Annotated in this window: 24 protein-coding genes and 1 other annotated feature; of the genes, 23 read left to right on the top strand and 1 reads right to left on the bottom strand. The window is 52.0% G+C overall.

All coding sequences use genetic code 11. The features are described 5' to 3' along the window. Positions 1-62: 62 nt before the first annotated feature. Positions 63-632, bottom strand: a complete 570-nt coding sequence (locus tag AC4ED1_RS12565) for a TetR/AcrR family transcriptional regulator (RefSeq protein ID WP_490939106.1) — start codon at positions 630-632, stop codon at positions 63-65. Between the two features lie 543 nt (positions 633-1,175). Here AC4ED1_RS12565 and AC4ED1_RS12560 point away from each other — a divergent pair. From AC4ED1_RS12560 to rplJ, 23 genes are all read left to right on the top strand, one after another. Then, complete coding sequence (locus tag AC4ED1_RS12560) at positions 1,176-1,637, top strand: CtsR family transcriptional regulator (RefSeq protein ID WP_490939110.1); 462 nt, start codon at positions 1,176-1,178, stop codon at positions 1,635-1,637. 11 nt (positions 1,638-1,648) lie between these two features. Continuing rightward, positions 1,649-2,152: a protein-arginine kinase activator protein McsA gene (mcsA, locus tag AC4ED1_RS12555; RefSeq protein ID WP_490939104.1), complete on the top strand. Its 504-nt coding sequence runs from the start codon at positions 1,649-1,651 to the stop codon at positions 2,150-2,152. A 13-nt stretch (positions 2,153-2,165) separates the two neighbouring features. After that, the gene (gene mcsB / locus AC4ED1_RS12550) at positions 2,166-3,236 is read left to right on the top strand and encodes a protein-arginine kinase McsB (protein WP_490939102.1); all 1,071 of its coding nucleotides are present in this window, start codon (positions 2,166-2,168) and stop codon (positions 3,234-3,236) included. Between the two features lie 28 nt (positions 3,237-3,264). Continuing rightward, positions 3,265-5,700 carry an ATP-dependent Clp protease ATP-binding subunit gene (locus AC4ED1_RS12545; RefSeq protein ID WP_490939100.1) on the top strand — a complete coding sequence of 812 codons (2,436 nt, stop codon included), beginning with the start codon at positions 3,265-3,267 and terminating at the stop codon, positions 5,698-5,700. A gap of 237 nt (positions 5,701-5,937) precedes the next feature. Then, positions 5,938-7,305: a DNA repair protein RadA gene (radA, locus tag AC4ED1_RS12540; RefSeq protein ID WP_490939098.1), complete on the top strand. Its 1,368-nt coding sequence runs from the start codon at positions 5,938-5,940 to the stop codon at positions 7,303-7,305. 5 nt (positions 7,306-7,310) lie between these two features. After that, positions 7,311-8,387, top strand: a complete 1,077-nt coding sequence (gene disA, locus AC4ED1_RS12535; protein WP_490939096.1) for a DNA integrity scanning diadenylate cyclase DisA — start codon at positions 7,311-7,313, stop codon at positions 8,385-8,387. 65 nt (positions 8,388-8,452) lie between these two features. Continuing rightward, a complete protein-coding gene (gene pssA / locus AC4ED1_RS12530; RefSeq protein WP_490939094.1) occupies positions 8,453-9,184 on the top strand; it encodes a CDP-diacylglycerol--serine O-phosphatidyltransferase in 732 nt (243 codons plus the stop codon). A 211-nt stretch (positions 9,185-9,395) separates the two neighbouring features. Next, positions 9,396-10,481 (top strand): PIN/TRAM domain-containing protein, encoded by a 1,086-nt coding sequence (locus AC4ED1_RS12525; protein ID WP_490939092.1) that lies wholly within the window; start codon positions 9,396-9,398, stop codon positions 10,479-10,481. A 112-nt stretch (positions 10,482-10,593) separates the two neighbouring features. Beyond that, positions 10,594-11,277: a 2-C-methyl-D-erythritol 4-phosphate cytidylyltransferase gene (ispD, locus tag AC4ED1_RS12520; RefSeq protein ID WP_490939090.1), complete on the top strand. Its 684-nt coding sequence runs from the start codon at positions 10,594-10,596 to the stop codon at positions 11,275-11,277. A gap of 23 nt (positions 11,278-11,300) precedes the next feature. After that, complete coding sequence (ispF, locus tag AC4ED1_RS12515) at positions 11,301-11,780, top strand: 2-C-methyl-D-erythritol 2,4-cyclodiphosphate synthase (RefSeq protein ID WP_490939089.1); 480 nt, start codon at positions 11,301-11,303, stop codon at positions 11,778-11,780. A gap of 73 nt (positions 11,781-11,853) precedes the next feature. After that, positions 11,854-13,302, top strand: a complete 1,449-nt coding sequence (gene gltX / locus AC4ED1_RS12510; RefSeq protein ID WP_490939088.1) for a glutamate--tRNA ligase — start codon at positions 11,854-11,856, stop codon at positions 13,300-13,302. A 323-nt stretch (positions 13,303-13,625) separates the two neighbouring features. Continuing rightward, positions 13,626-14,288 (top strand): serine O-acetyltransferase, encoded by a 663-nt coding sequence (cysE, locus tag AC4ED1_RS12505; protein WP_490939087.1) that lies wholly within the window; start codon positions 13,626-13,628, stop codon positions 14,286-14,288. After that, on the top strand, positions 14,269-15,663 hold the full coding sequence (gene cysS / locus AC4ED1_RS12500) for a cysteine--tRNA ligase (RefSeq protein WP_490939086.1): 1,395 nt from the start codon (positions 14,269-14,271) through the stop codon (positions 15,661-15,663). Before cysE ends, cysS begins: the two co-directional genes overlap by 20 nt. 5 nt (positions 15,664-15,668) lie before the next feature. Further along, a complete protein-coding gene (locus AC4ED1_RS12495; RefSeq protein WP_490939085.1) occupies positions 15,669-16,088 on the top strand; it encodes a Mini-ribonuclease 3 in 420 nt (139 codons plus the stop codon). 6 nt (positions 16,089-16,094) lie between these two features. Then, positions 16,095-16,973 carry a 23S rRNA (guanosine(2251)-2'-O)-methyltransferase RlmB gene (rlmB, locus tag AC4ED1_RS12490; protein WP_490939084.1) on the top strand — a complete coding sequence of 293 codons (879 nt, stop codon included), beginning with the start codon at positions 16,095-16,097 and terminating at the stop codon, positions 16,971-16,973. Positions 16,974-16,994: 21 nt separating this feature from the next. After that, positions 16,995-17,510, top strand: coding sequence for an NYN domain-containing protein (locus AC4ED1_RS12485; protein WP_490939083.1), 516 nt, complete (start codon positions 16,995-16,997; stop codon positions 17,508-17,510). Between the two features lie 75 nt (positions 17,511-17,585). Next, positions 17,586-18,242, top strand: coding sequence for an RNA polymerase sporulation sigma factor SigH (gene sigH / locus AC4ED1_RS12480; protein WP_490939081.1), 657 nt, complete (start codon positions 17,586-17,588; stop codon positions 18,240-18,242). 159 nt (positions 18,243-18,401) lie between these two features. Further along, entirely contained in the window at positions 18,402-18,551 is a 150-nt protein-coding gene (gene rpmG, locus AC4ED1_RS12475; protein ID WP_490939079.1) for a 50S ribosomal protein L33, read from the top strand. Positions 18,552-18,584: 33 nt separating this feature from the next. Continuing rightward, a complete protein-coding gene (gene secE / locus AC4ED1_RS12470; RefSeq protein ID WP_490939077.1) occupies positions 18,585-18,782 on the top strand; it encodes a preprotein translocase subunit SecE in 198 nt (65 codons plus the stop codon). A 52-nt stretch (positions 18,783-18,834) separates the two neighbouring features. Next, positions 18,835-19,368 carry a transcription termination/antitermination protein NusG gene (gene nusG / locus AC4ED1_RS12465; protein WP_490939075.1) on the top strand — a complete coding sequence of 178 codons (534 nt, stop codon included), beginning with the start codon at positions 18,835-18,837 and terminating at the stop codon, positions 19,366-19,368. A gap of 124 nt (positions 19,369-19,492) precedes the next feature. Further along, the gene (gene rplK / locus AC4ED1_RS12460; protein ID WP_490939073.1) at positions 19,493-19,918 is read left to right on the top strand and encodes a 50S ribosomal protein L11; all 426 of its coding nucleotides are present in this window, start codon (positions 19,493-19,495) and stop codon (positions 19,916-19,918) included. Positions 19,919-20,018: 100 nt separating this feature from the next. Then, entirely contained in the window at positions 20,019-20,726 is a 708-nt protein-coding gene (gene rplA, locus AC4ED1_RS12455) for a 50S ribosomal protein L1 (RefSeq protein WP_490939071.1), read from the top strand. A gap of 65 nt (positions 20,727-20,791) precedes the next feature. Beyond that, positions 20,792-20,931: a sequence feature (ribosomal protein L10 leader region), on the top strand. A 28-nt stretch (positions 20,932-20,959) separates the two neighbouring features. Next, positions 20,960-21,454 (top strand): 50S ribosomal protein L10, encoded by a 495-nt coding sequence (gene rplJ, locus AC4ED1_RS12450; protein WP_490939069.1) that lies wholly within the window; start codon positions 20,960-20,962, stop codon positions 21,452-21,454. Positions 21,455-21,493 lie beyond the last annotated feature (39 nt).

Raw genomic sequence — 21,493 nt, 5'->3', positions numbered from 1 at the left:
TGCTGGTAGTACGCCCAGCAGGGGCGCGTCATCTCTTAGGAAAGGACAACGACTACGTATCGTTACTTCCGAATTCCTTCCAAGAAAATATGGGCAAAATAATTTCCTATCTCTTCGGGGGTCATTTTTCCCCCTTCTTGATACCAACGGTGCAGCCAATTGCAACTACCGAGAATGGCGAGAGCGATCAGACGGCTGTTGCCGGGTTTTAGCTCTCCTGATTTAACGCCATCGTCGATAATTTTCGTCCAGAGATTCAAATACCGGTCCGTTTCAGCTTTTATGACCCGGTGGTGATCGGGTTCCAAAGAGAATGCCTCTCGCAAAAGAACGGTAGTCATCTGCAGATTTGCCGCGACACCCACAATATGATTTTGAATTGCCAGAATCAAACGGTCTTTTGCGGATACCTCGGTTTCAATAATTTTTTCCAGGCGGCGATTGAAACCGCTGATGGATTGTTGGGTGATCTTCATCAGCAATTCTTCTTTACTGGAAATGTAATGATACAGACTTCCTTTTTGCAGGCCGACTTCATCGGCGATATCTTGCACAGATGTTGCGTGATATCCTTTTTGTTCAAACAGCTTGATTGCCGCTTGTGCGATTTCTTCGTATTTGTTGATTGCCATACCGTGATCGCTTCCTTTCAGCTTTACAAATCCTGAGACAAAATTGTGATGCGACAAGATTCGACCAAATGTTATTGTATCATATATACTTGTTTTTCCCCTTTTTTTCAAATGTTTGTGTAAAAAATGAAGGTTTTTTGTGACAATCCCAAACAACCGGTCGTTCTAGTTATAATGATACATTCAGACGCATAAAAGAGGAAGGGGATTTTGGAGGAAAGATTCCAAAACCGGAAGGGATCACACGCGTCTCCGGAATCTATGGCAAAGCGGTTTGTATCCGTCGGTTGGAATCGCGCCGAATGACTACGGAGCCAAAGGGATCGTCTGCATATCGTCTTCAACGGGAGGGAAGGTTAGAGAAATAAAGCAGGTCAGCGGTCATATCGTACATAAAATTGAAGAAATTTTGTAATTGGCACGATCTTGCAATTCGAAAATGAAGGTTGTATAATTTGGTTAAAGATCAAAAATAGTCAAAGTCAAAACCTTGTTACACACAGATATTTTGTCGTCACATTTTTCATAATGGGGGTGATCCGTCTGAGCAAGATCTCCGATATTATCGAACAATACATCAAAGAGATTCTGAAGTCGAGTTCAACCGGTTATATCGAGATTCAACGAAGCGAATTGGCGGATCGTTTTCGGTGTGTCCCCTCACAGATTAACTACGTGATCAGCACAAGGTTTACCTTTGAAAAGGGGTATGTCGTTGAATCCAAGCGCGGGGGAGGAGGATATATTCGCATCCACAAGCTGGAACTAAACCCCGCTTCGAATGTATTCCGGGCGGTCGTTAACCTGATCGGATCCGATATCACACAGAAAGAGGCGGAGGGAATCATTCACCGTCTGCTGGAAGAGGAACTGATCACCGATCGTGAGGCCCGTATGCTCGAAGCGGCTGTTCACCGGGATGTTTTGCAGATCGCTACACCCGAACGAGACCGGTTGCGAGCCAACTTGCTGGCTGCAATGCTCAGGGCGATTCTCAGGGGATAGGAGGGATCCGAATGAAATGTCAGGAATGCGGACAACGACCGGCCACCGTTCATTTCACCAAAATTGTGCAGGGCGACAAGAGCGAATTTCATCTTTGTGAATCATGTGCCCGGGAAAAAGGGGAATGGATCAACAAAACAACCGGAGCTTTCTCTCTGAATAGTTTGTTATCGGGATTGTTGAATTTTGAACATCCGGACGCACCGGTTGCGACCCCTCCACGCTGCGCCACATGCGGTTTGACCTACACGCAATTCAGCCAAGCGGGACGTTTCGGGTGTGCCGATTGCTACAAACACTTTCAATCCCGGCTTGATCCGCTTATGCGAAAAGTCCACGGTTCGACGACACATGCGGGCAAAGTTCCGCAGCGAACAGGGGGTAGGCTCAAAACCAGACGGGAATTGGACAAACTCCGTCAGCAGTTGCAAACAGCCGTGCAATTGGAAAAGTTCGAAGAGGCTGCCGTTTTGCGCGACAAAATTCGAGAGTTGGAAAAGCAATTGGGCAGTTAAGGAGGTGTGCGGCGTGTCGATCAATGAATTTCTTAACACGAGCCCCAGGTGGATGAAAGAAGAAGGTCCGGCATCCGATATTGTGATCTCTACGCGAATTCGAATCGCGCGGAACCTGGCGCGTTACGCTTTTCCCATTTTGCTGACGGACGGCGATGCGGAAAAGGTTGTGGAGGAAGTCCGCAAAGCGGTGTCCAGTCCCGAAATGCGGGCGATCGGCAAGTTCGAACTGTTTCGAAGCCGGGAACTGTCGGATGTGGAACGGCAGGTGTTTGTGGAAAAACACCTGATTTCTCCGGCTTTGGCCGAGGAAGAGCGGCACGGCGCGTTTGCGGTGCTCGGGGATGAAACGGTCTCCATCATGATCAATGAAGAGGACCACCTCCGTATCCAATGCATCTTCCCTGGATTTCAGATTCATGACGCCTGGCGACTGGCAAGCCAGGTGGACGATATTTTGGAATCCAAGCTGGATTATGCGTTCGATGAAAAATACGGTTTTCTGACGTCCTGTCCGACCAACGTGGGTACAGGCATACGGGCTTCCGTCATGATGCACTTGCCCGGGTTGGTGTTAACCAATCAGATCAATCGAATTTTGACGGCGATCTCGCAAGTTGGACTGGCGGTCCGCGGGTTGTACGGCGAAGGCAGCGATGCGATAGGGAATATTTTCCAAATTTCAAATCAAATTACGTTGGGGCAGTCGGAGGAAGAGATACTTGATAACCTGCAAGCGGTTGTCAAACAGATCCTCGAGCACGAACGATCCGCCCGCAACCAGTTGCTGCGGGAAAACCGCGAATCGCTGGAAGATCGGATCTGGCGGTCCTACGGAATTTTGGCATACGCAAGAAAAATCGAATCGAAAGAAGCCATGCAGCGGTTGTCGGATGTCAAGCTCGGCATCGACCTCGGCACGATCAAAGGCATGCCGGCAGGTATCCTGAAAGAGTTGATGGTCATGATCCGTCCCGCTTTCTTGCAAAAGCTGACCGGTAAAGAATTGGCGCCCGGCGAACGGGATTGGAGAAGAGCCGCCATCATTCGGGAACGATTTCGTGCAAACTCTGCGGTGGAATAATAAAATTTTAATAAAAGGGGTGTCTGGTATGATGTTTGGACGTTTTACGGAACGTGCGCAAAAAGTGTTGGCTCTGGCACAGGAGGAAGCGAATCGGCTAGGCCATTCGGGAGTCGGAACGGAACACATTTTGCTCGGCCTCGTCCGCGAAGGAGAGGGCATCGCGGCAAAAGCGCTGGTAAGTCTCGGATTGTCCAGCGACAAAATCCAAAAAGAAGTCGAAAAAATTATCGGTCGCGGTCAAGGACAGTCAGGCGGCATGGCTTATACCCCGCGGGCGAAAAAAGTCATTGAACTCTCGATTGACGAAGCCCGTAAGCTGGGACATAACTACGTCGGCACCGAGCATATTTTGCTGGGGCTGATCCGCGAAGGGGAAGGCGTGGCGGCGAGAGTTCTGTCAAACTTGGGCGTATCGCTCAACAAAGCGCGGCAACAAGTGCTGCAGCTTCTGGGTGGGGACGTGAACGACAACAGCCCGGAATCCCAGCAATCGGTCAATACGCCGACTCTGGACTCGTTGGCCCGCGATCTTACGGCGATGGCGAGAGACGGAAAGCTGGACCCGGTGATCGGGCGTTCCAAGGAAATTGAGCGCGTCATCCAAGTTCTTTCCCGCCGCACCAAAAACAATCCGGTCCTGATCGGCGAACCGGGTGTCGGGAAAACGGCGATCGCGGAAGGGCTTGCGCAGCGGATTGTGGAAAACGAAATCCCGGAGACGCTCCGTAACAAACGGGTGATGGTGCTCGATATGGGAACCGTCGTCGCCGGCACCAAATACCGCGGCGAATTTGAAGACCGCTTGAAAAAAATCATGGACGAGATTCGCCAAGCAGGAAACGTTATTCTGTTTATCGACGAACTGCACACGTTGATCGGGGCGGGCGGCGCGGAAGGGGCCATCGACGCTTCCAACATCCTGAAACCGGCGCTTGCACGCGGCGAACTGCAGTGCATCGGCGCGACCACGCTGGACGAATACCGCAAGCATATCGAAAAAGATGCGGCATTGGAACGGAGATTCCAACCGATTGTGGTCGATCAGCCGAACGTGGAAGATGCCATCCAGATTTTGCACGGTCTACGGGACCGTTACGAAGCGCATCACCGCGTCAAAATTTCCGACGAAGCGCTGGAAGCGGCTGTGCGGCTGTCCGACCGCTATATTACCGACCGTTTCTTGCCGGACAAAGCGATCGACTTGATCGATGAAGCGGCATCCCGCGTACGACTGCGCACTCATACGCAGCCGCCGAACCTGAAAGAACTTGAAGAAAAGCTGGAAGAAGTCCGATTCGAAAAAGAATCGGCCGTACAGAGCCAGGAATTTGAAAAAGCCGCCTCTTTGCGGGATAAGGAGCAAAAGCTGCGGGAAGAACTGGAAGCACGCAAAGTCGAATGGCAGCAAAACCAAGTCAAGAAAGACACGGTTGTCACCGCTGAGGACATTGCGGACATCGTCTCGATGTGGACGGGAATCCCGGTCCGTAAACTGGCTGAAGAAGAAAGCGAGCGTCTGATGAAACTCGAAGGGATTCTCCACAACCGGGTGATTGGCCAAGAAGAAGCGGTCAAGGCGATCGCTCGCGCCGTCCGGCGTGCCCGTGCGGGGCTGAAAGACCCGAAACGCCCGATCGGTTCGTTTATCTTCCTGGGGCCGACAGGTGTCGGGAAAACCGAGCTGGCGAGAGCGCTTGCGGAAGCGATGTTCGGCGACGAAAATGCGATGGTCCGAATCGACATGTCCGAATACATGGAACGTCATACCACCTCTCGCCTGGTCGGAGCGCCTCCCGGATACGTCGGATACGAGGAAGGGGGTCAGTTGACGGAGGCGGTGCGCCGCAAACCCTATTCTGTCGTGCTGCTTGACGAAATTGAGAAAGCCCATCCCGAAGTGTTTAACATTCTGCTGCAGCTGTTAGACGACGGAAGACTGACCGATGCGAAGGGAAGAACCGTTGACTTCCGCAACACGATCGTGATCATGACTTCAAACGTTGGCGCTCAAACGATCAAAAAAGGCGGCGCTCTCGGCTTCACCGCGTCGAAAGAAGCGGATTACGTCGATATGAAAGACCGGGTGATGGACGAATTGAAAAGACAATTCCGACCGGAATTCCTCAACCGCATTGACGAAATCATCGTGTTCCATCCGCTGGCGGAAGAGCATATCAAGGAGATTGTCAACCTGATGGCGGAAGATCTCCGCAAGCGGCTGAAAGAGCAGAATATCGACTTCGTACTGTCGGATGAAGCGAAAGCGTTCCTTGCCAAAGAGGGATATGATCCGACATATGGGGCCCGTCCGTTGAAGCGTGCGATCCAGCGCCATATCGAGGATAAATTGTCCGAGGCGTTGCTCACCGGCACCATCCAGCGCGGCGACAAAGTAAAAATTGACATGGAAGGCGATCAGTTGACGGTTTCCAAGTTGGAAAGCGTGTCGTCGCAAGCGTAGGAAATCCTGAATTGAAACGGGAGATCCTGACACTTGTTGAAAAAGCGTACAACCTTGGTCTGGTCGGATATGACGAGGAATTGGCGGCTTTTGAAGCCAAAGCATGATTGGAATTATCTGAAAAAAGCACCTGTTCTTGGGTGCTTTTTGCATGCCTGCGGTTTCTGGAAAAAGCGGTGGGTTTGGTATATAGTAAAAAGTGGGATGATTATTCGAACGGGAGAATTTTGGAGACCCATGGCAAAAGTCAAATCCAAATACGTATGCCAGGAATGCGGATACGAAAGCCCGAAATGGATGGGAAAATGCCCCGGTTGCAATACGTGGAACCGGATGGTGGAAGAAGTGGAACGTTTGGGAACAATCGGGGTGCCGTCAGGTCTTCCCGTGCATCCTTCAAAAGCCGAAAGTATCGACAAGATCGATATCTCCCTCGAACCCCGGGTCAGAACCGGATCGGCGGAAACGGACCGCGTGCTGGGTGGAGGAATTGTCCCCGGTTCGCTTGTTTTGGTCGGTGGGGACCCGGGAATCGGCAAATCCACCCTTTTGCTGCAAACCTCTTACCGACTGGCGGCCAAAGGGCTGAAAGTGCTCTATGTGTCGGGGGAAGAGTCGGCTCAACAGATTAAGCTTCGCGCCGACCGGTTACGTATCGAATCCCCCAATCTTTTGATCCTCTCCGAAACCGATCTTGCGCAGGTTGAAATCCAGATTGCCGCCATAAAACCCGACTTTCTCATCGTTGATTCGATTCAAACCGTCCACCATCCTGCTGTCGGTTCAGCCCCCGGTTCCGTAGGGCAAGTGCGGGAGTGTACGGGGCAGCTTTTGCGCATGGCGAAAACTTCCGGAATTGCGACGTTTATCGTCGGCCATGTCACGAAAGAAGGTGCGATCGCGGGGCCGCGCATGCTGGAGCACATGGTGGATGCGGTGCTTTATTTTGAAGGGGAACGGCACCACACGTACCGGATCCTTCGCGCCGTAAAAAATCGCTTCGGCTCGACAAACGAAATCGGGGTTTTTGAAATGCGGGAAGAGGGCTTGGTCGAAGTGGAAAACCCATCGGAGATGTTTTTGTCGGATCGTTCCCAGGGCGCCCCCGGATCGGCGGTTGTTGCCTCGCTGGAAGGGACGAGGCCGGTTCTGGTGGAAATTCAGGCTCTGGTGTGCCCCACCGCGTTCGGCAATCCTCGCCGCCAAGCGAACGGAATCGATCACAACCGCGTCTCCATGATTATGGCGGTTTTGGAAAAAAGGATGGGGCTGTACGTCGGATCGCAAGACGCGTATCTCAATGTCGCCGGCGGTGTGCGTTTGGATGAACCGGCAATCGATTTGGGAGTCGCTCTTGCTGTGGCGTCGAGTTTTAAAGAGATTTGCATGAGTCCAAATGACGTTTTTGTTGGGGAAATCGGGCTGGCAGGCGAGATCCGGGGCGTGTCGAGAATCGAACAGCGCGTAAAGGAAGCGCAGAAGCTGGGGTTTACAAGAATCATCATTCCGGCCCAAAATTTAAAAGGCTGGATGCCGCCTGCAGGGATCGAGGTCGTGGGTGTCGATCGTATGCAACAGGCATTCGAAATCGTGTTCCGGGGGTGACCTTGATGCGAGAAGACATCAAAAAAGAAAACATGATCCATAAGTTGTTACGGTTGACCGCACCCGGAACCAGTTTGCGAGAAGGTCTTGAAAACGTTCTTCGTGCCAAAACCGGTGCGTTGATTGTAATAGGATTGACGGAAGCGATGGAGAAAATCGTCGATGGCGGTTTTCATATCGATTGCGAGTACACTCCGGCCAATCTGTACGAACTTGCAAAAATGGACGGGGCCATTATACTGAGTGAAGACCTGAAACGCATTTTGATCGCGAACGCCCAGTTGACTCCTGACGCTTCGATTCCATCGTTCGAGACGGGGACCCGCCACCGCACGGCGGAACGGGTGGCGAAACAAACGGGCCAGATCGTGATCTGCATTTCGCAACGGCGTGATGTCGTTACGCTGTATCAGTCCAATTTTCGGTATACATTGAAAGACATCAGCGTGATCCTGTCAAAAGCGAATCAGGCGATCAACACGCTGGAACGCTACAAAGCGGTGCTGGATCAGTCGTTGACCAACTTAAGCGCCTTGGAATTCGAGGAGCTGGTGACTCTGCATGAAGTTGTCATGGTGATGCAGAGAATCGAAATGGTTTTGCGCATAAAAATGGAAATTCGACGATATATTACTGAACTAGGGACAGAAGGCCGCCTGATTTCCATGCAGCTTGACGAGCTGGTTTCCAAAGTGGACGAAGAAGCGTATCTGCTGGTAAAAGATTTTTGCCGTGACACGGAGCTGACTCCCCATCAGATCCTGACCGAATTGCACTCGCTTTCGTCAGAGGATCTGCTGGACGGAGAAGCGATCGTCCGGATCCTCGGCTACAACGGGGATATCAATATTGCCGAAGAGCCGGTGTCGGCACGCGGTTATCGGATCCTGACAAAAATTCCGCGTCTGCCCCATCCGGTCATTGAAAATCTGGTTTCCCATTTTTCGACGTTAAGCCGGATCTTGAGCGCCACAGTGGAAGAATTGGACGATGTGGAAGGGATTGGAGAAGTGCGGGCGAGAGCGATTAAGGAGGGACTGCGGCGAATTCAGGAACAGGTGTTTATTGACAGGCACATTTAAATCTCGTTATTATGGTTAGAATACAAATAGTGATTGCTTGTTTTCACCTGATAGGGGGTACCCGTATGTTTGCTAAAGCGCTGCCGAGCGCTTTTACGATAGGCAACCTTTTTCTGGGAATTATTTCTATCATTCTTGCTTTTAACGAACAGTTTGGGCTGGCCGCCATCTTTGTGATTGTCGGAATGTTGCTTGACGGGTTGGACGGGCGCATCGCAAGGGCGTTGAATGCGACCAGCGACTTTGGAAAAGAGTTGGACTCCTTGTCAGACGTTATTTCCTTTGGCGTGGCGCCCGCTTTCATCATGTACGGAGTGATTCTGCATCAACTCGGCTGGATCGGAATGGTGATTACCGGAATTTTTCCCATCTGCGGCGCGTATAGGCTGGCGAGGTTTAATGTGACAGCCGGGAACCCGAACTATTTTGTCGGACTTCCGATTACCGCTGCCGGCGGGATATTGGCGACGATGGCGCTCTACTATGAATTGATCCCCGGAGCGGATGTGATTCTGCCGGTCGCGATGCTGGGGTTGTCCTATCTGATGGTATCCCGCATCAAATATCCCAATTTTAAAAAAGTCGGCATTCCAAAAGCGGCTTATTGGGTGGTGCCGGTTTTGGCCGCGTTTGTGGCTTTTGTGTTTATTTATTACCCGGATCAGGCCAGCAAGTTAATTTTCCTGCCGTTGGCTCTTTATGCGATCTACGGATTAAAAAAAAACATTAGTTCCCGCCGCAAGAAAAAATCCGCAATCATGGCCCGGGATTCCTTTGATTCGAAATTCGAGGTCTAGGTGAAATGAAACAACAGCCGGAATATGGCTGTTTTTATTTTTATTGACGGGTGCAAAAACTGTGTGATAAAATTAAATTTTCTAAAATTTGACTAAACGTTCGAGTTGTGGTAATCTGATATTTGTAATAAAATGGTCTTTAAAAATACGGGCCCCGAGTTTTTGGAAGCTGATTTCTGTCCATAATTTGTAACAAGGAGGTGAAATGTTCATGATCAAGCGAATTGTTCATCTGTTTTTTGCGATGATTGGCATGGTGTTGGGTTATACGTTCGGCCCCCATTTGTTTGCACTCATCCGGTTTGATTTTATTAAATTGAATTATCCGCCTTTCACGTCGCCGTTTTTTGGTGCCGCGTTGGGGGGTACGCTTTTTATACTTGCCACGGCTTGGATGGTCGACTACAGCGTGTCGCTGATCCGTTGGTTTGAAGAAAAATTGCTGAAAGCCCCTTTGTCGGACGTGTTCGCCGGAGTTTTGGGAACCGTTGCAGGTTTGATCGTCGCCTATCTGCTTTCGCCCGCCATCACAAACATTCCGGTGGTCGGCGAAGTCGTTCAAGCGTTCACCAGCGTGCTGTTGGGAATTCTCGGGTTTCGGATCGGATACAGCAAACGCGAAGAGCTGATTTCCTTCTTTCCCGGCAAATTTGGGAACAAGGAGAAAAACAAATCGGCCGCCAGAGCTGGCGATGCGAAAATTCTTGATACGAGCGTCATCATTGACGGACGGATCGCGGATATTGTAAAAACGGGGTTTCTTGACGGAACTCTCGTGATTCCGACCTTCGTTCTTGCCGAATTGCAGCACATAGCGGATTCGTCCGATGTGTTGAAGCGCAACCGGGGGCGCCGCGGCCTGGATATCCTGAATCGGATCCAAAAGGAATTGAACATTAAGGTCAACATTATGGAAATCGATTTTGACGACATTCAGGAAGTGGATTCCAAGCTGATCCGTCTTGCCAAGCAGTTGAACGGAAAAGTCGTCACTAATGACTTTAACCTGAATAAAGTCTGCGAATTGCAAGGGGTTGGCGTGTTGAACATCAACGACTTGGCGAACGCGGTGAAACCGGTGGTGCTGCCCGGCGAAGAAATTATGGTGCAGTTGATCAAAGATGGCAAAGAATATGGGCAAGGCATAGGATACCTGGATGACGGCACGATGATCGTCGTCGAAGGCGGCAAGGAATTTATCGGCACGCGGCTGGAAGTCATGGTGACGAGCGTCTTGCAGACTTCGGCCGGCCGCATGATTTTTGCAAAGCCGAAGCTGCTGGAAAAAGCTTTGTAAACGGAAAGTTTCCGGACGTTTTTTGGGGTCTCCATTTTGCCGCGAGACCCTCTGTTTTTGGTTTTGGAGATTTCATTTTTCCTTTGACAGGTGTGTAGGGGAGACGGGCAAGTTGAAAGCATCGGCTGTTGTGGTTGCGGCGGGCAGCGGTTCCCGCATGAAATCCAAAATCAAGAAACCTTATTTGGAGATTGCCGGATTGCCTTTAATCGTTCGCACGCTGCGGGCGCTTGAACAGTCGGCCTTGATCCGGGACATCGTGCTTGTGGTGGGGGAAGAGGAACTGGACGACGCAAAACGACTGGTAACCCAATACGGGCTTCGACGGGTGACCCGTTACGCCGCAGGCGGCAAGGAACGGCAAGATTCGGTGCGGAACGGTTTGCAGGCGCTGGATGAAACTGTCGAACTCGTTGTCGTTCACGACGGGGCGCGGCCGTTTGTTACTCCGGAAGAAATCGACCGCGTCATCGAAACGGCGGCGGAGTTTGGAGCGGCTACCATCGGAACGCCGGTGAAAGACACCATCAAAAAAATTAAAGACGGCATTGTGGAAGAAACGCTGCCGCGCGAAGTTCTTTATGCGGTGCAAACTCCACAAGCGTTTCAAGCCCGGATTCTGCGAGACGCTCACAAAAAGGCCGGAAATGGCTTGCGATATACGGATGACGCCTCATTGGTGGAAGCGGTGGGCTATCCCGTCCGGGTGGTGGACGGTTCGTATCGCAACATTAAAATTACCACGCCAGAAGATCTGACAATTGCAGAAGCGTTTGCGCAAAACGAGCTGCGTTAACTGCAACGAGGGAGGAGATTCGGATGATAAGGGTCGGAACGGGGTTTGACGTCCATCAACTGGTGGAGGGGCGGCCTTTAACACTGGGCGGTGTTACAATCCCTTACGAAAAGGGTCTTCTTGGCCACTCCGACGCGGATGTTTTACTGCATGCGGTGAAAGACGCCCTGTTAGGCGCCATTGCCGCGGGGGACATAGGGCGTCATTTTCCCGACACCGATGAACGGTACCGTGGGGCGGACTCGGTCGAACTGCTCCGCCGCGTTTGGGAAATGGTCAAAGCAAAAGGTTACCGGCTGGGGAACATCGACTGCACGATCATTGCGCAAAAACCGAAACTCGCCCCGTACATTGAAGAAATGCGAAGAGTCATCGCAAAGGAACTGGAAGCGGGGTTGAGCCAGGTCAATGTCAAAGCGACAACGACCGAACAACTCGGCTTCACCGGCCGCGGCGAGGGAATTGCCGCGCAAACGGTTGTCCTGCTGGTATCGGTTGACTAAAATGGGGAGAGGATTTATATTTTAGTTCTTGGAACCTCTTGTTCGGGATTCGCATTTTGGGGAGATGAATCGAATGTCTGCACGTGTAAGATATGCGCCGAGTCCGACCGGACATTTGCATATCGGAGGCGCCCGCACCGCGCTGTTTAATTACCTTCTGGCCAAGAAACTCGGCGGTGTCTACATTCTGCGGATTGAAGACACCGATCAGACGCGCAACGTGGAACATGCGGACGAAAAATTCCTTGAGAACTTCAAGTGGCTGGGGCTCGAATGGGATGAAGGCCCCGGAATCGGCGGCGAGTACGGTCCCTACAGATGCATGGAGCGGCTGGATATTTACCGGCAATACGTGGATCGGTTGCTCGCTGAAGGCAAAGCGTATTATTGCTATTGCACCGAGGAAGAGCTGGAGAAGGAGCGGCAGGAGTTGTTCGCCAAGGGCGAGCTACCGCGATATACGGGACGCTGCCGGCATTTGACTCCTGAGCAAAAAGCCGCGTTTGAGGCGGAAGGCCGCAAAAAGACGGTTCGGTTCCGCGTTCCGGACGGGCAGGTGATCACTTTTACCGATCGTGTCCGCGGCGAGATGCAGTTTGAATCCGACGGCATCGGGGACTATGTGATCGTGAAATCCGACGGCATTCCCACTTATAATTTTGCTGTAGCGATCGACGATCATCTGATGAAAATAACGCATGTCATTCGCGGAGAAGAGCATCTGTCCAACACTCCGCGCCAGATCCTGATCTATGACGCGTTTGGCTGGGACACGCCCGAGTTTGCCCATGTGTCGCTGATTCTCAACCGGGACGGGAAAAAGCTTTCAAAACGCGACGAGTCAATCGTTCAGTTTATCGAGCAATACCGCAATCTGGGGTATTTGCCGGAGGCGATCCTCAATTACCTGGCGCTTTTGGGATGGTCTCCCGGCGGCGAACGGGAGATCTTTTCGCTGAACGAACTGGTTCAAGCGTTTTCGTTGGAACGGGTGTCCAAATCGGGGGCGATTTTTGATCCCGACAAAATGGCCTGGATGAACGGCTATTACATCAAACAAGCGGAACTCGAACGGATTGTGGAATTGGCGATCCCGCAACTGCAGCGGGCGGGACTGATCGGCGACACGTTTGACCGCGAATGGGTCGGCTCCCTTGTCGCCCTGTACAAAGAGCAATTGTCTTATGTGGCGCAGCTGCCGGAAATGGCGAAACAGTTTTTCCAAGATGAGGTTGCGTACGAGGGTGAAGCGGCTGACGTGCTGAAAGAAGAACAAGTGCCGGCGGTGATTTCGGCTTTTGTTGAAAAAGCAAAACAATTGTCCGCTTGGACTGCCGACTCGATTCAGGCGGCGCTGAAAGAGATCCAAAAGGAAACGGGTTATAAGGGCCGCGCTTTGTTCATGACTGTACGGGCTGCTGCCACGGGGCAAACCCACGGCCCGGATTTGAACCGCTCTCTGGAATTGCTGGGGCGGGATCGGGTGGTTTCGCGTCTGCAAACCATATTGGCCACCGTATAAAATTCGTTTGTCCGACAATGAAAACAGCCAAAGAGCATGACAAGGACGAGTATGCGTGCGGAAAGTGCCAGAGAGTCGCCACCGGAAAACCGGCTGGAAGTGGCGATCACCGGAAACGCGCAGAATGCCCCTTGGTTCTTCGCGGGAGGAAAGGCCGGTTGCCGAGTAATGCCCGCCGGAAGCCTCCGTTATCAGGCAGAGAGTGGCTCTTCCAGACCGCTTGGAATGGTTTGGGGAGAAATTCAGAGTGGAACCGCGGGTTACATAGCCGCCTCTGATTGTGGGGGCGGTTTTTTATTTTCGGGATCAGAGGGTGGAACGATATGTTTAAACTGATGAAAGAAGACGTACAGGCTGTGTTTGACCGCGATCCGGCGGCGAGAAGCACATTTGAGGTCGTACTGACCTATTCGGGGTTGCATGCGTTGTGGTTGTACCGGATTGCCCATGCGTTTTACAAAAGAAAGTACTACACCACAGCGCGGTTCATCTCGCAATTTGCGCGTTTTTTGACGGGAATCGAGATTCATCCCGGAGCAAAAATCGGTCGCCGCCTGTTTATTGACCACGGTGCCGGCGTGGTGATCGGCGAGACGGCGGAAATCGGCGACGATGTCACGATTTATCAGGGCGTAACCCTCGGGGGAACCGGCAAAGAAAAAGGGAAGCGGCACCCGACGATCGGAAACCGTGTTTTGATTGCCAGCGGGGCGAAGGTCCTGGGTTCGATCACAGTAGGAGACAATTCGAAAATCGGTGCGGGTTCGGTGGTGCTGAAGCCGGTCCCTCCGAATTCGACGGTTGTGGGGGTACCGGGGCGCGTGGTGATTCAGGACGGCCGCCGGTTGGACGATCTGGATCAGACCAATCTGCCCGACCCCGTGATGGAGATGATCAAACAGATGCAGGACGAGATCAATGCGCTGCGTGAGGAAATCGCTGAACTGAAGAATGGAGGCAAGTCGAGTGGCGATTCGAATCTATAATACGTTGACCCGGCAGAAAGAGGAATTTGTGCCGCGGGAACCGGGCAAAGTCCGGATGTACGTGTGCGGCCCGACGGTTTACAACTATTTTCACATCGGGAACGCCCGGCCGTTTTTGATTTTCGATGTGGTGCGCCGCTATCTTGAGTACCGGGGATTTGACGTTACGTATGTGCAGAATTTCACCGACGTTGATGACAAAATCATCCGGGTTGCCAACGAAGAGAAGGTTCATCCGCAAACGGTGGCCGACCGGTTCGTGGAAGCCTATTTTCACGATGCGGAGTTATTGGGCATCCGCAGGGCGGATGTGCACCCCCGCGTCACGGAACATATACGGGATATTCTCGGGATGATTGAACAATTGATTGAAAAAGGGTATGCGTATGTGATGGATGGCGACGTGTATTACAGCACGGCTCAATTCCCGCCTTACGGAAAACTTTCGAAACAATCGATCGACGATCTGATGGCGGGGGCGCGTATCGAAATATCGGAGAAAAAGCGGAACCCGCTGGACTTCACATTGTGGAAAGCCGCCAAACCCGGCGAAGTGAGCTGGCCTTCCCCCTGGGGAGAGGGGCGGCCCGGGTGGCACATCGAATGCTCCGCGATGAGCAAAAAATATCTGGGGGAGACGCTGGACATTCACGCGGGCGGACATGACCTGATTTTTCCGCACCACGAAAACGAGATTGCGCAGTCGGAAGCGGCGAACGGAAAGCCTTTCGCGCGTTACTGGATGCATAACGGCTATGTCAACATCAATAACGAGAAGATGTCAAAGTCCCTCGGCAATTTTGTATTGGTGCACGACCTGCTGAAGCGGTACGAGCCGCGGGTGATCCGCTTTTTCCTGTTGTCGGCCCATTACCGGAATCCGATCGATTTTTCAAACGAATTGATGGAGCAATCCGCGTTGGGGCTGGAGCGGATCGACACGGCGCTGGCGAATTTGAATCATTGGTTGACAAACCCGGGAAAAGGGGATTCAGACAGCGGGAAGGTCGATGCGGACACCCTGCGTGCAAAATTCATCGCGGCGATGGATGACGACTTCAATACGGCGGATGCGATTAGCGCCATCTTTGAACTGGTGCGGGAAGCGAATTCGTATCTGCATGACGGCGGCGCGAACGCTGCTGGCGTTGCAACCTACCGTGACGTGCTTACCGAATTGGTCGGGCTTTTGGGGTTGTTGCCGGATCGGCGGCAGGACGAGCTGACGGAAGAAGTGCAAAGGCTAATTGAAGAACGTACGATGGCCCGGAAGAACCGGGATTTTCAGCGGGCGGACGAAATTCGCAACCGGTTGTTGGAGATGGGAATCATCCTGGAAGATACGCCGCAAGGCGTGCGTTGGAAACGGAAGTGAGCCGAATGGAAGAATTGAGGACGGAAGCCGTTGGCCGGCCGCGGGAAATGCCTGCGCTGGCGCTCGCTTATCTCGGGGACGCTGTCTGGGAACTGTTCGTTCGCCAGCATCTGCTCGCTTTGGGCGAAATGCGGCCGCACCGGTTGCAGCGAGCGTCGGTCAGATATGTGAAGGCAAAGGCTCAAGCCGAGATTTTGCATTTTTTGGCGAAGGGATTGTCGGAAGAAGAGGCGGATGTCGTTCGCAGGGGAAGAAACGCCAAGTCGGGCACGGTTCCCAAACATGCCGATGTGATTGATTATCGTTACAGCACGGGATTTGAGAGTCTGTTCGGATATTTGTACCTGCAAGGAAATTATGAAAGGCTGCGGGAACTGGCGGCTAAAGCGATCGAATATGTGGATTCGACTTTACGAAAGGGTTGATCGAACATGGCAAGAACAACACGTTCCAAGGCGAAAACGGCGGCGAAAATCCGGGGCGGTGGCCGTACCGTTCCAAACAAACCGGCTGTCGCGAAACCGGTTGGCAAGCGGGAAAGCCACGTTGAACCGCGGGCTTTTGCCGGCGACACGGAACAACTGGAAGGGCGCCGCCCGGTGCTGGAAGCTCTGAAAAGCGGTCGGGAACTGAACAAGATTCTGCTGGCGGAAGGCGTGGAGGGAGGTTCCGCGAACGAAATTCTGGCGCGGGCAAAAGCACGGGGAATCGTTGTGCAGCGAGTTCCGAAAGCAAAGATGGACGCGATCGCGGTGACCCGGAATCACCAGGGGATCATTGCGTATTTGGCAGCCAAAGAATACGCGGAACTCGATGGGATCTTGGAGGCGGCTGACCAGTCTCCGCGACCCGGCCTGATCGTGGTGCTTGACGAGATTGAGGACCCGCACAATCTGGGTTCCGTTTTGCGAACGGCAGACGGAGCGGGAGCGCACGGCGTCGTGATTCCGAAACGCCGCGCCGTTCCATTGACCGCTGCGGTGGCAAAAGCTTCGGCGGGTGCGATCGAACATATACCGGTGGCACGCGTGACAAACATCCCACAGGCTCTCGAAACGCTGAAAAAAGCGGGATACTGGGTGATCGGTACGGATGTCGACGCCAAACAGATGTATTACCAGGCGGACATGACCGGACCGATCGCTGTGGTGATCGGGAATGAAGGCAGGGGGCTCGGCGAAGTCGTGAAGAAAAGGTGCGATTATCTGGTGCGTCTTCCCATGATCGGCCAAGTGCAGTCTTTAAATGCGGGTGTTGCGGCGGGCATCTTGTTGTATGAAGCGGTTCGCCAGCGGGGCGCCAGATCGTAACTTGCCGAGCGGTTGCCTGACATGAAAGAGGTATTGATCGTTGACGGGTACAACATTATAGGGGCTTGGCCGTTGTTGGCCGAACTGAAGAAAGAGAGTCTTGAACTCGCAAGGGAACGGCTTTTGGGGATTCTCAGGGAATTTCAAGTTTTTACCGGCATGCGTGTGATTGTTGTGTTTGACGGTCACATGTCGCCGGGGAGCCGCAAAAAATACGAATCCGATCAGCTTCAGGTGCTTTTTTCCAAGGAAAATGAAACTGCCGACGAACTGATCGAGCGGATCGTGTATGAGATGGAAAAAGAGGCTTTGCATATCTATGTGGCAACTTCCGACCGGGTGGAGCAGCAAGTCACTTTTGGCGAAGGAGCGCTCCGCATTTCGGCGGGGGAGTTGGGAAAACGGGTCGGGGAAGCCCGCAAATCAATCCGCCGGCAGATCAAAAAGTTGGACAACAAAAGGAATACACTGGCGGATCAATTGGATGAGGAAATGGCGGAAATTTTCGAAAAATGGAGGAGAAAAGACATGGATTAACAATTGACCGTGGAAGATTACATAAAGTATAATTGGCTTATCTCTTGAGTTGCTGTCGGTCCGGAGGGATAAGCATTGCCGTCGAATGTCCATGTACGAGAGGCTGAAGAAGTCAAATCGTTTGAAGAATTATCGGATGAAGATCTGGTTGAAGCGGTTCGGGCAGGTGACGATGAAGCGCTTGAGCATCTGATTCACAGATACAAAAATTTTGTGAGGGCGAAGGCGCGTTCCTATTTTTTGATCGGTGCGGATCGGGAAGACATCGTGCAAGAGGGCATGATCGGCCTTTACAAATCGATCCGCGATTACCGGGACGACAAGCTCACTTCGTTTAAGGCTTTTGCCGAACTTTGCATCACCCGTCAAATCATTACCGCGATTAAAACAGCCACCAGACAGAAACATATCCCCCTGAATTCCTACGTTTCTTTGGACAAGCCCATTTACGACGAAGAATCCGACCGTACGTTGCTCGATGTGATTTGCGGTTCCCGTGTGTCAGACCCGGAGGAACTGATTATCAACCAGGAGGAATTTGTCGACATCGAGATCAAAATGGGGGAAATTCTCAGCGATCTGGAACGCAAAGTGCTGATGCTTTATTTGGACGGCCGTTCCTATCAGGAGATTGCGGTCGATTTAAAGCGGCATGTCAAGTCTATCGACAACGCGTTGCAGAGGGTCAAAAGAAAATTGGAACGGTATCTTGAAATCCGGGATGTCAATTGATCCCAGGTTTGTACCGCGGATTTGTACCGCGCATTTTATTGACATCGCATATCCCTTGTGCTAAATTTATTTAGGTATTCCTAAAAATCGGATGGTTGATTTCGCAAGAGATCGGGTCGTTACCATCAAAGAGTATAAAGCCTGCGGGAGGTGTCAAGAATGCGAGTAACGGTCACGCTGGCTTGCACGGATTGCAAACAGCGAAATTATATTACGAAGAAGAACAAAAAGACCCATCCGGATCGCATTGAACTGAAGAAATACTGCAAGTTCTGTAACCATCACACTCTCCATCGCGAAACTCGTTAAGGTTTTCGTGATCCGAAACGAGGGTAAACAAACATGAGGAAGATGACAGGAATCTTCTCCTTCTTTCGTGAAGGGTGGGGAGAACTGAAAAGAGTCCGCTGGCCAAACCGCAAAGAGCTGCTGTCTTACACGGTGGTTGTTTTGACAACCTGCTTTTTTATGGCCATCGTGATCTTCCTGTTCGATTTGGGTGTCAGCGAATTGTTGACACTCATCGGAGTGGGTCGATAGGCAATTACTCAAATAGGGGGGAAGGGCAACCGCCCTCAACTGGATGGAAAACATGGAAAAGCGCTGGTATGTGGTACATACCTATTCCGGCTATGAAAACAAAGTGAAAACCAACTTGGAACGGCGCGTCCAGTCGATGGAGATGCAAGACAAGATTTTCCGGGTCCTGGTTCCGGTGGAAGAGGACGTGGAAGTGAAAAACGGAAAGAAAAAAACGGTCATGCGGAAAGTCTTTCCGGGTTATGTGCTTGTCGAAATGATCATGACGGACGACTCCTGGTACGTCGTTCGGAACACGCCCGGTGTCACGGGTTTTGTCGGATCTTCCGGTTCCGGTTCCAAACCCACTCCGCTCATGCCACACGAAGTACGGGCGATTCTTCGTCAGATGGGGGTTGACGAAGCGAAGCCGAAGGTGGATTTTTCCCTCAAAGAGGCTGTACGCGTGGTCGAGGGGCCGTTTGCCAATTTTGTGGGCAGCGTGGAAGAAATTCATCCGGATAAACAAAAGCTGAAAGTCCTTGTTTCCATGTTTGGCAGAGAAACCCCGCTCGAACTTGATTTTTCACAAGTCGAGAAGTTATAATAGAGCCTGTTTGATTGACCAGGGCTGAATTGCGGTTAAATTTTATAGTGTGACTCGGTGTTGCAAGGTTGTTCAGTGGGAGGGCATTTGCCGTCTGCCACACTACGAGAAGGAGGTGGATGTTGTGGCTAAGAAAGTGATCAAAATCGTGAAGCTTCAAATTCCGGCCGGTAAAGCCACCCCTGCGCCGCCGGTTGGTCCCGCTCTCGGTCAAGCCGGGGTTAACATCATGGGGTTCTGTAAAGAATTCAACGCTCGTACCGCCGATCAGGGCGGCCTGATCATCCCGGTCGTGATCACCGTATACGAAGATCGTTCCTTCACCTTCGAAACCAAGACGCCTCCGGCGGCTGTCCTGCTGAAAAAGGCTGCGGGCATCGAAACCGCATCCGGTGAGCCGAACAAAAAGAAGGTTGCGACGATCAAGCGCGCGAAGGTTCGCGAAATCGCGGAGACCAAGATGCCTGACCTCAACGCGGCAAGTGTTGAAGCGGCCATGCGCATGGTTGAAGGAACCGCGCGTTCCATGGGGATTGTAATCGAAGACTGATTTGCGGCACGCTGGGTGCCGTTGTCGGAAGGTTGGATTGACGCCAACCTTTGTTCGTGGGAGGTCTTTGCCGTTATACCACAAAGGAGGAAGCATAAGGATGGCTGTATCAAAGAAATACGCGGAAGCTGCCAAGCTGATCGACAAAAACGCGGTTTACGATCCGGTTGAAGCGGTAGCTCTCGTGAAAAAGGTCGCAAGCGCAAAATTTGACGAGACGGTTGAAGTTGCAATCCGTCTGGGTGTTGACGTGAAAAAAGCGGACCAGCAAATCCGCGGAGCGGTTGTATTGCCGCACGGCACAGGTAAAGTGCCGCGCGTGCTCGTCTTCGCAAAGGGCGAAAAGGCGAAGGAGGCGGAAGCTGCCGGTGCCGATTATGTAGGAGACGAAGATCTCATCAACAAAATCAACCAGGGTTGGTTTGATTTTGACGTCGTCGTTGCGACGCCGGACATGATGGCGTCCGTGGGCAAACTTGGTCGGGTGCTTGGTCCGAAAGGGCTCATGCCGAATCCGAAAACCGGTACGGTTACCTTCGATGTGAAAAAAGCTGTCGAGGAAATCAAGTCCGGTAAGATTGAATACCGCACCGACAAGGCGGGGAATATCCATGCGCCGATCGGTAAGGTGTCGTTTGAGGATGGCAAGTTGCTGGACAACTTGTTCACGCTGATCGACGCTCTGCAAAAAGCCAAACCGGCTGCGGCAAAAGGCCAGTACATTCGGAACATCACCCTGAGTTCCACCATGGGCCCCGGTGTCAAGTTGAACTTGACCAAGCTTACATCGGAAGCTACCGCGAAGTAAGGATTTGCCGTTTTGACATTGCTGCCTGAACGTGGTACGATGTCAAGCGTGTGAAGCGTGTGATGACAATCGAATTTGGTGAACCGTAGACAGCAGGTGTGCTTTGCACTTAATCCGTGCCTGCCGAGGTTGTGAACGTTATAGATGTTTGGCTATGTATGTTCCGAGTCCTCGTATGTCTGCGGGGACTCATTGATTTTGAAATATAAATGTCCGTCGCAGGAGGTGGAATGATGGGAATTCGTGAAGAAAAAGCGCAATTGGTGCAAGAGATTACACAGAAATTGCGTGACAGCAAAAGCACGATCGTAACCGACTATCGCGGACTGACCGTGGCGGAGGTTACCGAGTTGCGAAAAAAACTTCGGGAAGCGGGTGTCGAATTCAAAGTTCTGAAAAACACTTTGACTCGCCGCGCGACTGCCGAAGCGGGTTTGACTGAACTTGATGCGCATCTGACCGGTCCGACTGCAATCGCGTTTTCTTACGACGATGTTGTGGCTCCGGCGAAAATCCTCAACGATTTTGCAAAGGAACATAAGGCGTTGGAAATCAAGGCGGGTGTGCTGGAAGGTCGCGTTGTCAGCCTCGACGAAGTAAAGGAACTCGCAACCCTGCCGTCCCGTGAAGGTCTTATTTCCATGTTGCTTAGCGTATTGCAAGCTCCGATGCGGAACTTTGCATATGCCGTCAAGCAAGTGGCTGAACAAAAAGAGCAACAGGCGTAACCTGATGATCATCTCAAATTCAATGGGGAGGTTCTATCC

The sequence above is a fragment of the Effusibacillus sp. SKA8 genome (assembly GCF_058273125.1).
This window is presented reverse-complemented; position numbering and strand designations above follow the sequence as displayed.